The sequence below is a fragment of the Nocardioides marmorisolisilvae genome, assembly GCF_031656915.1.
Taxonomy (GTDB): domain Bacteria; phylum Actinomycetota; class Actinomycetes; order Propionibacteriales; family Nocardioidaceae; genus Marmoricola; species Marmoricola terrisoli.
This window is the reverse complement of record NZ_CP134227.1, coordinates 375,886-390,254: the sequence shown is the minus strand read 5'-3', so window position 1 is coordinate 390,254 and position 14,369 is coordinate 375,886. Positions and strand designations below refer to the sequence as shown.

The window sequence follows — 14,369 nt, the reverse complement described above, 5'->3', positions numbered from 1 at the left end:
GAGGTTCCACTCCGTGATCCACCCTTGCGGGTAGCGATTGTACTGACGAGAGAATCGCGGCGGACGCGCGCCAAATAGTCGACGTTCCACTAGTGAGCATTCCCTGCCGCCGGACATTCGCCGGCTGATACAGAGAAAGCCTGGACAGCGTGATTCCCATTGCTGGGGCTGCCAGTCATGCTCCTTAGAAAGGAGGTGATCCAGCCGCACCTTCCGGTACGGCTACCTTGTTACGACTTCGTCCCAATCGCTCGCCCCACCTTCGACAGCTCCCTCCGTAAACGGTTGGGCCACTGGCTTCGGGTGTTGCCAACTTTCGTGACGTGACGGGCGGTGTGTACAAGGCCCGGGAACGTATTCACCGCAGCGTTGCTGATCTGCGATTACTAGCGACTCCGACTTCATGGGGTCGAGTTGCAGACCCCAATCCGAACTGAGACCGGCTTTTTGGGATTCGCTCCATCTTGCGATATCGCAGCCCTTTGTACCGGCCATTGTAGCATGCGTGAAGCCCTAGGCATAAGGGGCATGATGACTTGACGTCATCCCCACCTTCCTCCGAGTTGACCCCGGCAGTCTCCTATGAGTCCCCGGCATTACCCGCTGGCAACATAGGACGAGGGTTGCGCTCGTTGCGGGACTTAACCCAACATCTCACGACACGAGCTGACGACAGCCATGCACCACCTGTATACGAGTGTCCAAAGAGACCTCCATCTCTGGAGGCTTCTCGCATATGTCAAACCTAGGTAAGGTTCTTCGCGTTGCATCGAATTAATCCGCATGCTCCGCCGCTTGTGCGGGCCCCCGTCAATTCCTTTGAGTTTTAGCCTTGCGGCCGTACTCCCCAGGCGGGGCGCTTAATGCGTTAGCTGCGGCACGGAACTCGTGGAATGAGCCCCACACCTAGCGCCCAACGTTTACGGTGTGGACTACCAGGGTATCTAATCCTGTTCGCTCCCCACACTTTCGCTCCTCAGCGTCAGGTAATGCCCAGAGAACCGCCTTCGCCACCGGTGTTCCTCCTGATATCTGCGCATTTCACCGCTACACCAGGAATTCCGTTCTCCCCTGCATACCTCTAGTCTGCCCGTATCGGAAGCAGGCTCAGGGTTAAGCCCTGAGTTTTCACTCCCGACGTAACAGACCGCCTACGAGCCCTTTACGCCCAATAATTCCGGACAACGCTCGCACCCTACGTATTACCGCGGCTGCTGGCACGTAGTTGGCCGGTGCTTCTTCTGCGGGTACCGTCACTTGCGCTTCGTCCCCGCTGAAAGAGGTTTACAACCCGAAGGCCGTCATCCCTCACGCGGCGTTGCTGGATCAGGCTTTCGCCCATTGTCCAATATTCCCCACTGCTGCCTCCCGTAGGAGTCTGGGCCGTGTCTCAGTCCCAGTGTGGCCGGTCACCCTCTCAGGCCGGCTACCCGTCGAAGCCTTGGTGGGCCGTTACCCCACCAACAAGCTGATAGGCCGCGAGCTCATCCTCCACCGCCGGAGCTTTCCACCACCATCGGATGTCCGAGGTGGTCGTATCCGGTATTAGCTCCCGTTTCCGGGGGTTATCCCAGTGTGAAGGGCAGATTGCTCACGTGTTACTCACCCGTTCGCCGCTCGTGTACTCCCGAAGGAGCCTTACCGCTCGACTTGCATGTGTTAAGCACGCCGCCAGCGTTCGTCCTGAGCCAGGATCAAACTCTCCGTTGAAATCTAGCGACGCACGACTCGAGAGCCACGCGCCAATTCTTGGAGTGTCCTGGCAAGAGGAAGACACTGACATAGTTGTCAGAATCATCGTTTCTTACCAAAGGAACCGTCGACTCTTCTCTCACCGCCGAGGCGGATCGAGGGGCTGAGTCGGACGGGTCAAACTAATTCGTCGACTTTTGGCACACTGTTGAGTTCTCAAGGATCAAGCGCGCACCAGAGTCAGGCCTCTCGGCCTTCCCGCTGGGGCAACCTGAGCAAACTTACCGGGCCACCCAACCCGAGTCAAATCGGGGCTTCCTGCCCAGCTCCCCGCACATGACCAAGCTCCGAGCCGATCCGAGGCCGACAGAGCGCGCACTCGAACCACCTCGGCTGAGGTGTCGTGAAGGGGGTTTCGCCTCGGGCCGGCCGCCCGGCCTCTCGGCCTTGCGTCCCGCCGCTCCGTGGCGACAGAGCAGAACATTAGACAGCCGCCGAGGCGGCCGTCAAATCGGCCCGGGGTGGCCCCGGTCACAGTGCCTGTTCACGCAGGTCAGCGGCCGATCCGGGCCTCGGACGGCCCCTCTGCGGGCCCGGTCAGGCCGCGGCAGGAGGCCGGGTCCGCACTGCCCGCGAGACGCATCGTCTCCACCAGTTCCTCGGTCAGCCGGCCGAGAACGGCCCGTACCTCGGACTCGCCTCCGGCCGCCAGGGCCAGCCAGGGGAGTCTCCCGACGAAGGCCGCGTCCGCGCCGAGGGCGAGTGCCGTGACCAGATCGATACCGGAACCTACGCCGCCGTCGACGTAGACCTCGGCACGGCCGTCGACCGCCTCGACGACGGTGGGCAGCACGTGCGCGGTCGCGACCGACCGGTCGAGCTGGCGACCGCCGTGGTTGGACACCCAGACCGCCGCCGCGCCGGCCTGGACACAGGTGTCCGCGTCGTCCGGTCGCAGGATCCCCTTGACCACGACGGGGACACCGGTCTGCTCGGCGAGCCACGCGAGGTCCTCGGGCCCCACGTCCCGCGCCCAGTCCCCGCGCTGCCCGGCAGCGGTGCCGCTCGGGTAGTTGCACCGGTGCCAGGACAGGTCCACGCCGACCCAGTCCGCGTCCGCGACGCCGTACTTGGTGCCCGGGAAGGGAGTGTCGACGGTGAGCACGACGGCCTCCGCCCCGGCTGCCACCGCGGCCTCGAGCATCGGCAAGCAGGCGGCGCGGTCCGTCGTGAGGTAGGCCTGCAGCCACCACGGACCGCCGACCGCGGCGATCGCGGCGAAGGGGAAGCCGGCGTTGCTGGACACGACGTGGGGTGCGCCGGCCGTCCGGGTGGCACGCGCCATCGCCCGCTCGCCCTCCGGATCGGCGCACCGCTGCAACGACGTCGGGGCCACCCCGAGGGGGATCCCGTAGGTGGTGCCGAGCAGCGTGGTCGAGGTGGCCACTGCCGACACGTCGCGGAGCATCCGCGGCCAGAGCCGGTACGACGCCCACGCGGCATGCGCCTCCGAGGCGGTGACGCCCTCCCGGGCGCCCGTCACGACGTACTCCCACGCGGGCGGCCGGCAGCGTGGCCCGTGCTCGTGCGGCGAGGTCCTCCTGCCAGGTCCCGACCATCAGCCCAGTCTGACGCCCGCGAGGTGCTTCTTGCCGCGACGCAGCACTGCCCAGCCGTCGATCAGGTCGTCGGCGCAGGGGACGAGATCCGGGTCGGTCACCCGCTCGTTGTTGAGGTAGGCCCCGCCTTCGCTGATCGTCCGACGCGCCTCCCCCTTGCTCTTCGCCAGGCCGGCGGCCACCAGCAGGTCGACGTACGGCGTCCCCAGTGGCGCGGCCGCAGCGCCGGCCTCGGTGAGCGCGGCGGACAGGGTCGTCGGGCTCAGCGCGCGGAGCTCACCGCCACCGAAGAGGGCGGACGCCGCAGCCTTCGCCTGCGCCGTCTCCTTCTCGCCGTGGACCAGGGTGGTGACCTCGTCCGCGAGTGCCTTCTGGCCGGCCCGCAGGAAGGGCTTCTCGTCCGTCTGCGCCTCGAGCGACTCGATCTCGTCCCTGGGCAGGAAGGTGAACACCCGGAGCAGCTCGCCGACCTTGGCATCCTCGACGTTGAGCCAGAACTGGTGGAAGGCGTACGGCGACATCATGTCGGAGTCCAGCCACAGGGCGCCGCCCTCGGTCTTGCCGTACTTCGTGCCGTCCGACCGGGTCATCAGCGGTGTGGCGATCGCGTGCGCCTGCCCGCCGACGCTCCGCCTGATCAGGTCCACGCCGGCGGTGAGGTTGCCCCACTGGTCGGAGCCGCCGAACTGCAGCCGTACGCCGTGGTCGCGGTAGAGGTTCAAGAAGTCCATCGACTGCAGCAGGACGTAGCTGAACTCGGTGTAGCTGATGCCCGCCTCCAGCCGGCTGCGCACCACGTCTCGGGCCAGCATCCGGTTGACCGGGAAATGCTTGCCGATGTCACGCAGGAAGTCGATCGTCGACAGGCTGGCCGTCCAGTCGTAGTTGTTCACCATCGTCGCGGCGTTCTCGCCCTCGAAGGACAAGAACGGCTCGATCTGGTGGCGCACGCGGTCGACCCACTGCTTGACCGTGTCGAGGTCGTTGAGGGTCCGTTCGCCCGACTCCCTCGGGTCGCCGATCATCCCGGTGGCGCCGCCGACCAGTGCGTACGGCGTGTGTCCCGCCTGCTGGAGCCGCTTTGCGGTGAGGATCTGGACGAGGTGGCCCATGTGCAGGCTCGGGGCGGTCGGGTCGAACCCCACGTAGAACCGCACGCTGCCCGTCGTGAGCGCTTCGCGCAGGGCATCGCGGTCCGTCGCGTGCGCGATCAGTCCGCGCCACTCGAGATCGTCGAGGAGGTGGGGGTCGATGGACACATCGGGCCTTTCCGGGTCAGTGCTGTCGTCCCATCCTCACCCATCGGCCGCGGGCCGGGCCAACGGGTTCAGCTGGTGGGGACGAGGACGGCCTGGGTCTGGGTGGTCCGGACGAGCGCACGCCCCTGCTCGTCGGTCACTGTGGTCTCGACGACGATCGTGCTGCGTCCGCGGTGCAGTCGACGGCCCGTCGCCGTGACGAGCCCCTCGCGCGCACCGCGGAGGAACACCGAGCTGGATGAGATGGTGGACGTGGTGACGCCCTCGGGCAGGTTGAGGAACGCGACCACGCCACCGACGGAGTCGGTGAGGCCCATCAACGCACCTCCGTGCAAGAGGCCTCCTGCAGTGCACAGCTCGGCACGCCACGAGAGCGTGGCGACCACCTCCTCGGGCGTAGCGGAGACCAGGTCGAGACCCAGGTGGGCACCGAACGGCATCAGCTGGTTCAGGCTGGCGGTGTCGAGCGGCACGGCGTACTCAGTCCTCTTGGACGAGGACCGTGGCCCCGCCGGTAGCGAACGTCCCGACGTCGGCGGCGACCGCCTGACCCTCGGGAGTGGCCAGCGAGCGCTTGAGCGACTCCACGGAGTCGAACGTGAGCACCGCACTGAGGTAGTAGTCCGGCCGGCTCCCGTCGAGGGTGGTCAGATGGCCCCAGCTCATCGCCCGGCAACCGGGAACGGTCTTCGCGAGCGGCACGTGGTGACCGGTGTAGTGGTCGTCGAAGGCCGACGGGTCCGTGGGATGCCCGTAGAGGACGATGAGCTGGGCCATGGTGCCACCTTCCAGTGCCGTGCCGGACCCGATCAGCCTCGGGTGCGGCCCGCGGCTCGTCAAGGCCCGGTCGGTGCACGGTCGACCGGGTCACCCCCGGTCGAGCCTCTTCGCGGGGACGTAGCGGGAGACCGTCGGGTCGCCGGGGATCCAGAACCGCCAGGGGCGGTCCGCGGCGTGCCGCAGTCCGACCCGCGGGCCGGTCGCGTACGACGGCGGCGGCGTTCCCGCCTCGAGATCGGCCGGGATCCCGTTGTCGGTCAGGGTCAGGCCGAGCGCCTGGCACAGCCGTGCCGGGCCGCGTGCGAGGTCGCGGTCCGTCGACCTCCCCCGTCTGGATCGGGCCAGGTCGAGCCCATCGACGACCTCACCGGCCCGGATCAGCACCGCGCCCGGGTCGCCATCGGCGCCGGTGACCAGGTTCGCGCAGTGGTGCATGCCGTAGGTGAAGTACACGTAGAGGTGCCCGGGCGGCCCGAACATCACTGCATTGCGGTTGGTCCTCCCCCGGAACGCATGGGAACCCGGGTCGTGGGCGCCGTCGTACGCCTCGACCTCGGTGATCCGGACGGCGACATCCTCGTGCCGCAGCACCGCGTTCAGCAACCGCGGCGCCACCTCCAGCGGTCGGCCCTCAGCCCAGCCGGGCACGGTGCCGATCCACCGCGGCACGCAGCTCGGCGAGCTGCTCGGCCACCCGCACCGGCGCCGTGCCTCCGCGGCCCTCCCGCGATGCGACCGACCCCTCCGCGCTGAGCACGTCGCGCACCTGGGAGGTCAGCCGCGGGTCGATCGCGGCGAAGTCGGCGTCGGAGAGCTCGTGCAGCTCGATGCCGCGCTGCTCGCAGGCCTGCACGCAGGCGCCGGCGAGCTCGTGCGCCTCGCGGAACGGCACCCGCGCTCGCACCAGCCACTCCGCGATATCGGTGGCCAGCGAGAAGCCCTGCGGCGCCAGGACCGCCATCCGCTCGGTGTCGAACGTCAAGGTCGCGACCATTCCCGTGAACGCCGGGAGCAGGACCTCGAGGGTGTCGATGGAGTCGAAGACCGGCTCCTTGTCCTCCTGCAGGTCGCGGTTGTATGCGAGCGGCAGGCCCTTGAGGGTGGCGAGCAGACCGGACAGGTTGCCGACCAGCCGTCCGCTCTTGCCGCGAGCCAGCTCGGCGATGTCGGGGTTCTTCTTCTGCGGCATGATGCTCGACCCTGTCGAGTAGCCGTCGTGGAGTACGACGAAGCCGAACTCCCGGGTCGCCCACAGGCAGACCTCCTCGGCGAGACGGCTCACGTCGACGCCCGCCATCGCGGTCACGAACGCGAACTCCGCGACGAAGTCACGACTTGCGGTGCCGTCGATCGAGTTCGCCGTGGAGCCCGAGAACCCCAGCTCGCGGGCCACTGCCTCCGGATCCAGGCCGAGGCTGGAGCCGGCCAGCGCGCCCGCGCCGTACGGCGAGTCCGCAGCGACCCGATCGTCCCAGTCGGCCAGCCGGTCGACATCGCGCAGCAGTGGCCACGCGTGAGCGAGCAGGTGGTGCGAGAGCAGCACAGGCTGGGCGTGCTGCAGGTGCGTGCGACCCGGCATGATTGCGCCGAGGTGCGCCTCGGCCTGGTCGGCCAGCGCCCCGGCGAGGTCCAGCAGCAGACCCGCGACCGATGTGGCGTGGTCGCGCAGGAAGGCCTTGAACAGGGTGGCGATCTGGTCGTTGCGGGACCGTCCGGCCCGTAGCCGGCCACCGAGCTCGGGGCCGACCTCGTCGAGCAGCAGCCGCTCGAGGGCGCCGTGGACGTCCTCGTCGGTCGGGTCCGGCTGCAGGCTGCCGTCGGCGTACCGCTCCCCCAGTCGGTCGAGACCGGTGAGCAGCCCGTCCAACTCACCGTCGGTGAGCAGCCCGGCGGAGTGCAGCACCCGGGCGTGCGCCCGTGACCCGGCCAGGTCATAGGGCGTCAGCCGCCAGTCGAAGTGCGTGGACCGCGACAGGGCCTCGAGCTCGGGGCTCGGGCCGGCGGCGAACCGGCCACCCCACAGGGCACCGGTGTTGGTGGTGTTCACGAGGGCCCTCCCAGGGATCCGCGGTTGGCCATGGCCAGGAATCGTCGCACGAGCGCATCGCCGCCGGAGGGGTCGCGGGCGATCACCAGCACCGAGTCGTCACCGGCGATCGTGCCGAGCACGTCGATCATCTCCGCCTTGTCCATCGCCGAGGCGAGGAAGTTCGCCGCGCCGGGCGGGGTGCGGAGCACGACGAGGTTGGCGCTCGCCTCGGCGGAGACGAGCAGCTCGGCGCAGAGACGGGCGAGTCGAGCCTCGCCGGCGACGGAGTCCCGCGCCACCAGAGGCGTCCGATCGCCGCCCTCGCTGGGTACGGCGTACACCAGCGCACCGGAGGCCGCCCGCACCTTGATCGCGTCGAGCTCGACGAGGTCCCGCGACAGCGTGGCCTGGGTGACCGAGACGCCGTTGGCCGCCAGCAGGTCCGCCAGCTCGGTCTGGGAGCGGACCTCGGCGTGCTCGAGCAGCTCCACGATCCGCTGCTGCCGCGCGCTCTTGGTCGGCGGGATCTGCCCGTTCATCGGCGCTGCTCCGAGAGCCAGGCGAGCACCGCCTTCTGGGCGTGCCGACGGTTCTCGGCCTCGTCCCACACCGCGCTTCGAGGACCGTCGAGCACCTCCGCGGTGATCTCCTTGCCCCGGTAGGCGGGAAGGCAGTGCAGCACCAGGGCGGCCGGGTCGGCCAGGGCCAGCAGCTCCGCGTTGAGCTGCCAGGGCCCGAATGCCGCCGCCCGCGCGGCGGCCTCGTCCTCCTTGCCCATCGAGACCCAGGTGTCCGTCACGAGGACGTCGGCTGCCTCGGCGGCATCCCGGGGGTCGGCGACGACGGTCGCGGATCCCCCGGTTCCCGCGGCGATCTGCTGCGCAGCCGCCAGCACGTCGGGGTCGGGCTCGTAGCCGCTGGGGCCGCTGACCCGGACATGCATGCCGGCGGTCGCCCCGGCGAGCAGCCAGGAGTGGCCCATGTTGCAGCCGACGTCGCCCACGAAGGCCACCGAACGCCCTTCGAGCGACCCGTGGTGCTCGCGGACGGTGAGCAGGTCCGCGAGCAGCTGGCAGGGATGGAATTGGTCGGTCAACGCGTTCACGACCGGGACGCCGGCGTACGCCGCCATCTCGTCGATCCGGGACTGGTCGCCGGTGCGCCAGACGATGATGCCGGCCTGTCGTCCCAGGACACGAGCGACGTCGGCGATCGACTCCCGCACCCCGATCCCGGCGAGGGTGCCGTCGACCAGCATGGGGTGGCCGCCGAGCTCGGCGATGCCCGCCGCGAAGGACGCCTGGGTGCGCAGGGTCGGCTTGTCGAAGATCATCGCGACCGTCTCCGGGCCGGCCAGCGGCCGATGGCCGAAGGGGGCGGACTTCATCCGGACGGCCAGGTCGAGGAGGGCGTGCTGCTCCTCCGGAGTCAGGTCGTCGTCGCGCAAGAAGCTCCTCATCGACCGGCCTCCGTTATCGCGGCGTCGAGGATGCCGGGCCAGGCCGCGAGGAAGTCCGCGACGTCCTGCTCGGTGAGCACCAACGGTGGCGCGAGCCGGATCCGCGCGGGTGTCGGGTTGTTGATGATGAAGCCCGCCTGCCGTGCGGCGGCGGTCACCTCGGCCGACCTCGACTCGGTCAGGTCCAGCCCGATCAGCAGGCCCTCCCCGCGCACCTCGGCCACCCGTGGGTCGGCTGCGAGGCCCTCTGTCAGCGTGTGACCGAGGGTCGCCGCGTGCTCGAGCAGGCCCTCGTCCTCGATGGTCTCGATCACCGCTAACGCGGCCGCGCAGGCCACCGGGTTGCCGCCGAAGGTGGTGCCGTGGTTGCCGGGCTGGAGCAGGTCGGCAGCTGCCCCGGTGGCGAGGCAGGCGCCGATCGGGAACCCGCCGGCCAGCCCCTTGGCCAGGGTGACCACGTCAGGTGCGATGGTCGGCTGGTCTGCGGCGGCGAACCAGCCGCCGGTCCGGCCCATCCCGGTCTGCACCTCATCGAGCCAGAGCAGCGCGCCGCGCTCTCGCGTGAGCTCCCGGGCGGCGGCGAGGTAGCCGTCGGGTGGGACGACCACACCGGCCTCGCCCTGGATCGGCTCCAGGACGACAGCCGCGGTGCGATCGGTCACCGCCCCGGCGAGCGCCTCGGCGTCGCCGTACGGCACGAAGGAGACGTCGCCAGGCAGCGGCTCGAAGGGCTCGCGGTACGCCGCCTTCGCGGTCAGCGCCAGCGCGCCCATCGTCCGTCCGTGGAACGCGCCCTCGCCGGCGACGAGATGGGTGCGGCCGGTCCGCCGGGTCAGCTTGAGAGCGGCCTCGTTGGCCTCGGTGCCGGAGTTGGTGAAGAACGCCTTGCCCGGGGTGCCGAGCAGTGCGATCAGCTTCTCGGCGAGCGCGACCTGGGGCTCGGTGGTGAAGAAGTTCGAGACGTGGCCGAGCGTCTGCAGCTGTCCGGTGACGGCCTCGACGAGACGCGGGTGGGCGTGCCCGAGCGCATTGACGGCGATCCCGCCGAGCAGGTCGACGTACTCCTTGCCGTCGGTGTCCCAGACGTGCGCTCCGCGGCCCCGGGCCAGCACCAGCAGCGGCTGGCCGAAGGTGTTCATCAGCGAGGCGGCGTACCGCTCCTGCAGGTCAGTCATGGGCCTTGGCCTTCCTGATCTTGGTGTCCACCCCGGGCAGGACCTGGGTGCCGACGCCCTCGTCGGTGAAGATCTCCAGCAGCACCGCGTGTGGCTCGCGGCCGTCGACGACCGTGGCGCGCGGCACCCCGCCGGTCACTGCATTCAGGCACGCCTGCATCTTCGGGACCATCCCGCTGGCGAGTCGCGGCATCAGCTCGGCCAGTGCCTCCGGGCTGATCTCGCCGATGACGTCCTCGCTGTCCGGCCAGTCGCGGTAGAGGCCCTCCACGTCGGTGAGCACCAGCAGCTTCTCGGCCCGCAGGGCGATCGCGAGGGCTGCGGCGGCCGTGTCGGCATTGACGTTGTGCACCGCTCCGCCCGGATCCGGGGCCACCGAGGAGATCACCGGGATCCGACCCGCCTCGATCACGTCCAGCACCGCCTCGGGCTGCACGGACGCGACCTCGCCGACCAGGCCGAGGTCGACCTCCTCGCCGTCCACGACCGTGCCCGTACGGCGAGCGGTGAACAGCCCGCCGTCCTCGCCGGACAGTCCGACCGCCAGCGGGCCGTGCGCATTGATCAGGCCGACCAGCTCCCGCTGGACCTGACCGACCAGCACCATCCGGACCACGTCCATGGCCTCGTCGGTGGTGACGCGCAGGCCGCCCTTGAACTCGCTGTGGATGCCCAGGCGGTCGAGCATCTGGGAGATCTGCGGTCCTCCCCCGTGCACCACGACGGGCTTGAAGCCGGCGTACCGCAGGAAGACGACATCCTCGGCGAACGCCCGCTTCAAAGCGTCGTCGGTCATCGCGTTGCCGCCGTACTTCACCACGACGACCTTGCCGTGGTACCGCATCAGCCACGGCAGCGCGGCCGCCAGCGTGACGGCCTTCGTGGGGTCGACCGCCGGGCGCAGATCGGGCTCGTCGCCCGTTGGTGAGGTCGTCATGAGGAGTACGCGCTGTTCTCGTGGACGTAGGCGTGCGTCAGGTCGTTGGTCCAGACGGTCGCACGCTCCTGGCCCGCCTTGAGGTCGACGGTCACCGTCACCTCACGGGGTGCGAGGTCGACCTCGGCCGGGTCGGCGTACGGGGTGGAGCTTCGGCAGACCCACACACCGTTCATCGCGACGTCGAGGTCGGCGGGGTCGAACGCGGCGGCCGTGGTCCCGATGCTGGCCAGTACGCGGCCCCAGTTGGGGTCCTTTCCGAAGACCGCGGCCTTGAACAGGTTGCTGCGCGCGATGCTGCGGCCGACGTCGACGGCATCCTGCTCGCTGGCCGCGTTGAGCACGGTGATCGCGATCTCGTGGTCCGCGCCCTCGGCGTCGCCGAGCAGCTGCATGGCCAGGTCGCTGCACGTCTGGGTCAGCGCCCGGGTGAAGTCCTCCACCGTGGGCGTGATCCCGCTCGCCCCGCTGGCCAGCAGGGTCACCGTGTCGTTGGTCGACATGCAGCCGTCGGAGTCCAGACGGTCGAAGCTGACCCGGGTGGCCGCCCGCAGCGCGGTGTCGAGGTCCGCGGCGGGTACGACGGCGTCCGTGGTCAGCACCACCAACATGGTGGCCAGCTGCGGGGCCAGCATGCCGGCCCCCTTGGCCATCCCGCCGATCGACCAGCCGGCGCCTTCGACGACGACCTCCTTCGGCACGGTGTCGGTCGTCATGATCGCGGTGGCCGCGTCGTGACCGCCGTCCTCCGACAACGCGCCGTGCAGGGCCGTCACCCCGTCGAGCAGCCGGCTGCGGTCGTTGGCGAGGCCGATCAGGCCGGTCGAGCAGACGACCACGTCGATCGCGCCTGCGCCGATGGCCCCGGCCACCTGCTCGGCGACGGCGTGGGTCGTCTGGAAGCCGTCCGGACCCGTATAGCAGTTCGCCCCGCCGGAGTTCAGCACGACCGCACGCACGGTGCCGTCCTTGACGACCTGCTCGCTCCAGAGCACAGGGTTGGCCTTGCAGCGGTTGCTGGTGAAGACGGTGGCGTTGTCGTGGGTCGGGCCGTCGTTGACGACCAACGCCATGTCGGGGGCTCCGCTGGCCTTCAGCCCGGCGGCGACGCCGGCGGCCCGAAAGCCCCGGGGGTGGGTGATGCTCATCGATGGATCCTTCTGCTCAGGAGTGGACGGGGGCGGGGACGACGGTGTCGCCTCGTCGTCGCCAGCACTCCTCGGCGTCGTCGGCGCGCTCGGTAGGCACGAGGATCCAGTCCGTGGAGTACGTCGACAGCGTGAACACGCTGATGTCCTCCGCGGCGAGCGGCTCCAACAGCCCGGCCAGCACACCCGTCAGGGCGAAGTCCAACGGCCCCTTCACCGCGAACGCGGTGAACCTGCCGTGCTGGCGGACCTTCTTCGGCACCGACCGCCCCGCGCACACCACGGTGGTCTCCTCAGCGGTGGCGATCACCGCGAAGACGCTCGACGACTCCGCCCAGGCGGGCACCTCGGCGCCCGCCGGCAGGCCCGCGACGACGAGACGCTCCGGATAGCGGTGCAGCGTGTGGTTCGTCGGCGCGCTCACGGGGCGACTCCCACCGTGGTCAGTCCGGCGTCCTCGGGCAACCCGAGCGCCAGGTTGAGGCACTGCACCGCCGCGCCCGCGGTGCCCTTCGCCAGGTTGTCGACGGCACCCACTACGACGGCGCGCCCGGCCGCGGCGTCGACGGCCACCTGGAGGTGCACGCTGTTCGAGCCGAGGACCGCCTGCGTGGTCGGCCAGCTGCCTTCCGCCAGCAGGTGCACGAAGGGCTCGTCGTCGTACGCCTTGGCATAGGCGGCCCGGAGGTCGTCGATCGAGGTGCCCGCGACGAGGGTCGCCGTACACGTCGCGAGGATCCCCCGCGGCATCGGCACCAGCACCGGCGTGAAGCTGAGCCGCACCGGCTGGTCGGTCAGCGCGCCGAGGTTCTGCAGGATCTCAGGAGTGTGTCGGTGGGTGCCGCCGACGCCGTACGCCGAGGTGGAGCCCATCACCTCGCTGCCCAGCAGGTGCGGTGCGGGCTTCTTGCCGGCCCCGCTGGTGCCGGACGCGGCAACCACGACGAGGTCGTCGGGCTCGACCAGGCCCGCCGCCACCGCGGGGGCCAGCGCCAGGCTCGTCACCGTCGGGTAGCAGCCGGGCACCGCGATCCGGGATGCTCCGACCAGCCGCTCCCGGTGGCCGGGCAGCTCGGGCAGCCCGTAGGGCCAGCTCCCGGCGTACGCCGAGCCGTAGAACTGCTGCCAAGCCCCCTCGTCGGTCAGCCGGTGGTCGGCGCCGCAGTCGATGACCACCACGTCCTCACCGAGCTGGGCCGCGATCTCGCCGGACTGACCGTGCGGCAGGGCGAGGACTACCACGTCGTGTCCGGCCAGGGTCTCCGCACTCGTCTCGGCGAGCACCCGATCGGCGAGCGGCACGAGGTGTGGCTGCAGTGATCCCAGCGCGGTGCCGGCGTTCGACGCACCTGTCAGGCTCCCGATCTCCACCTGCGGATGGCCGAGCAGCAGCCGCAGCACCTCGCCGCCGGCGTACCCGCTGGCCCCGGCGACAGCGACCCGATACGTCTTCATCTGCATGACTATACATGCCGATGCATGATCACAAAACAGGGATCGGTTCGCCGGCGGATACGCTCGGCGAATGCCGGGGAGCCATCGAGCGGAGGGCCCGACAGCCGGGCGCAGTCGGGGCTGGCTGTTCGGCGCGGCTGCGATCCTGCTGGTCGTAGTGGTGGCCGCGGTGTTGCTGCCGCGGCTCCTCGCCAGCTCGGGAGACGGTACGGCGAAGCCGCCCGCCACCTCGGGCGTCGGCCCGACCACGAGCACGGCACCCAACAGCCCCACCACCAGCCCCAGCAGCAGTCCGGGCGGGAAGGCCAGCAGAGGACCCAGCGCGAGCGGCACGCCGACGACTGCGCCCTCCCCCGTTCCCGCCGAGCCACCACACCGGCTGGTGATCGGCAACCTCGTCGACGCCGGATTCGCCGCCGCCCTGCAGACCACCACCGGCCGGCTGATCCCAGACACGGCCGACCAGGTGCAGCGGCTCGCCACCCGCGGGCTGCCCGGCAGCCCGGGCTCGGACACGGTCGTGGTGGTCGGCGCGGCCTCGAGCACGTCGATCGCCGTCTTCAACCATCTCGACCGGCTCCGGGTCGGCCAGGAGGTCCGGCTGGAGACGTACGGCGGCACCCTGACCTACACGGTCCGCTCCGAGACGTCACACGCTCCCGACACCGTCCTCGGCCTGGCCGACGTCCGCGCCCACCATCCGGGCCGGCTGGTGCTGGTGGTCGCCCACTACCGGCACGGCGACCGGGAGCGCGACGACCGGGTGATCGTCGCCCAGCTCATCAAGGCGGTCTCCGAGCGGCCCTGACCGCGCCG

At 70.0% G+C, this 14,369-nt stretch carries 14 protein-coding genes and 1 rRNA gene; 1 reads left to right on the top strand and 14 read right to left on the bottom strand.

From position 1 onward, the window contains the following. Positions 1-188: 188 nt before the first annotated feature. The 14 genes from Q9R13_RS01875 to argC all read right to left on the bottom strand — a co-directional run bounded on the left by Q9R13_RS01875 (position 189) and on the right by argC (position 13,559). Positions 189-1,710: ribosomal RNA gene (locus Q9R13_RS01875) — 16S ribosomal RNA — on the bottom strand. Positions 1,711-2,245: 535 nt separating this feature from the next. Further along, on the bottom strand, positions 2,246-3,235 hold the full coding sequence (locus tag Q9R13_RS01870) for an alpha-hydroxy acid oxidase (RefSeq protein WP_397218807.1): 990 nt from the start codon (positions 3,233-3,235) through the stop codon (positions 2,246-2,248). A 75-nt stretch (positions 3,236-3,310) separates the two neighbouring features. Then, complete coding sequence (tyrS, locus tag Q9R13_RS01865) at positions 3,311-4,570, bottom strand: tyrosine--tRNA ligase (RefSeq protein ID WP_310963349.1); 1,260 nt, start codon at positions 4,568-4,570, stop codon at positions 3,311-3,313. A 68-nt stretch (positions 4,571-4,638) separates the two neighbouring features. Further along, complete coding sequence (locus tag Q9R13_RS01860) at positions 4,639-5,043, bottom strand: PaaI family thioesterase (RefSeq protein WP_310963348.1); 405 nt, start codon at positions 5,041-5,043, stop codon at positions 4,639-4,641. Between the two features lie 7 nt (positions 5,044-5,050). Continuing rightward, complete coding sequence (locus tag Q9R13_RS01855; RefSeq protein ID WP_310963347.1) at positions 5,051-5,347, bottom strand: EthD family reductase; 297 nt, start codon at positions 5,345-5,347, stop codon at positions 5,051-5,053. 90 nt (positions 5,348-5,437) lie between these two features. Then, positions 5,438-5,998: a DNA-3-methyladenine glycosylase gene (locus tag Q9R13_RS01850; protein ID WP_310963346.1), complete on the bottom strand. Its 561-nt coding sequence runs from the start codon at positions 5,996-5,998 to the stop codon at positions 5,438-5,440. Then, positions 5,982-7,397, bottom strand: a complete 1,416-nt coding sequence (argH, locus tag Q9R13_RS01845) for an argininosuccinate lyase (protein WP_310963345.1) — start codon at positions 7,395-7,397, stop codon at positions 5,982-5,984. The genes Q9R13_RS01850 and argH overlap by 17 nt, the downstream gene beginning before the upstream one ends. Then, positions 7,394-7,918, bottom strand: coding sequence for an arginine repressor (locus Q9R13_RS01840; RefSeq protein WP_310963344.1), 525 nt, complete (start codon positions 7,916-7,918; stop codon positions 7,394-7,396). Before Q9R13_RS01840 ends, argH begins: the two co-directional genes overlap by 4 nt. After that, entirely contained in the window at positions 7,915-8,838 is a 924-nt protein-coding gene (gene argF / locus Q9R13_RS01835; protein WP_310963343.1) for an ornithine carbamoyltransferase, read from the bottom strand. Before argF ends, Q9R13_RS01840 begins: the two co-directional genes overlap by 4 nt. Then, complete coding sequence (locus Q9R13_RS01830; RefSeq protein ID WP_310963342.1) at positions 8,835-10,013, bottom strand: acetylornithine transaminase; 1,179 nt, start codon at positions 10,011-10,013, stop codon at positions 8,835-8,837. Before Q9R13_RS01830 ends, argF begins: the two co-directional genes overlap by 4 nt. After that, entirely contained in the window at positions 10,006-10,950 is a 945-nt protein-coding gene (argB, locus tag Q9R13_RS01825) for an acetylglutamate kinase (protein WP_310963341.1), read from the bottom strand. Before argB ends, Q9R13_RS01830 begins: the two co-directional genes overlap by 8 nt. Continuing rightward, complete coding sequence (gene argJ, locus Q9R13_RS01820) at positions 10,947-12,098, bottom strand: bifunctional glutamate N-acetyltransferase/amino-acid acetyltransferase ArgJ (RefSeq protein ID WP_310963340.1); 1,152 nt, start codon at positions 12,096-12,098, stop codon at positions 10,947-10,949. Before argJ ends, argB begins: the two co-directional genes overlap by 4 nt. 16 nt (positions 12,099-12,114) lie before the next feature. Next, positions 12,115-12,522 (bottom strand): ACT domain-containing protein, encoded by a 408-nt coding sequence (locus Q9R13_RS01815; RefSeq protein ID WP_310963339.1) that lies wholly within the window; start codon positions 12,520-12,522, stop codon positions 12,115-12,117. Beyond that, positions 12,519-13,559, bottom strand: a complete 1,041-nt coding sequence (gene argC / locus Q9R13_RS01810) for an N-acetyl-gamma-glutamyl-phosphate reductase (RefSeq protein ID WP_310963337.1) — start codon at positions 13,557-13,559, stop codon at positions 12,519-12,521. Before argC ends, Q9R13_RS01815 begins: the two co-directional genes overlap by 4 nt. Before the next feature lie 64 nt (positions 13,560-13,623). Between argC and Q9R13_RS01805 the strand changes: the two genes are divergently transcribed. Continuing rightward, on the top strand, positions 13,624-14,361 hold the full coding sequence (locus tag Q9R13_RS01805; protein WP_310963336.1) for a class F sortase: 738 nt from the start codon (positions 13,624-13,626) through the stop codon (positions 14,359-14,361). Positions 14,362-14,369: the final 8 nt, after the last annotated feature.

Excerpts from the sequence above, each read along its gene's own strand:
- Q9R13_RS01855 (WP_310963347.1), bottom strand. The coding sequence starts at position 5,347 with ATGGCCCAGCTCATCGTCCTCTACGGGCATCCCACGGACCCGTCGGCC.
- Q9R13_RS01840 (WP_310963344.1), bottom strand. The coding sequence starts at position 7,918 with ATGAACGGGCAGATCCCGCCGACCAAGAGCGCGCGGCAGCAGCGGATC.
- argF (WP_310963343.1), bottom strand. The coding sequence starts at position 8,838 with ATGAGGAGCTTCTTGCGCGACGACGACCTGACTCCGGAGGAGCAGCAC.
- Q9R13_RS01830 (WP_310963342.1), bottom strand. The coding sequence starts at position 10,013 with ATGACTGACCTGCAGGAGCGGTACGCCGCCTCGCTGATGAACACCTTC.
- argB (WP_310963341.1), bottom strand. The coding sequence starts at position 10,950 with ATGACGACCTCACCAACGGGCGACGAGCCCGATCTGCGCCCGGCGGTC.
- argJ (WP_310963340.1), bottom strand. The coding sequence starts at position 12,098 with ATGAGCATCACCCACCCCCGGGGCTTTCGGGCCGCCGGCGTCGCCGCC.
- argC (WP_310963337.1), bottom strand. The coding sequence starts at position 13,559 with ATGCAGATGAAGACGTATCGGGTCGCTGTCGCCGGGGCCAGCGGGTAC.
- Q9R13_RS01805 (WP_310963336.1), top strand. The coding sequence starts at position 13,624 with ATGCCGGGGAGCCATCGAGCGGAGGGCCCGACAGCCGGGCGCAGTCGG.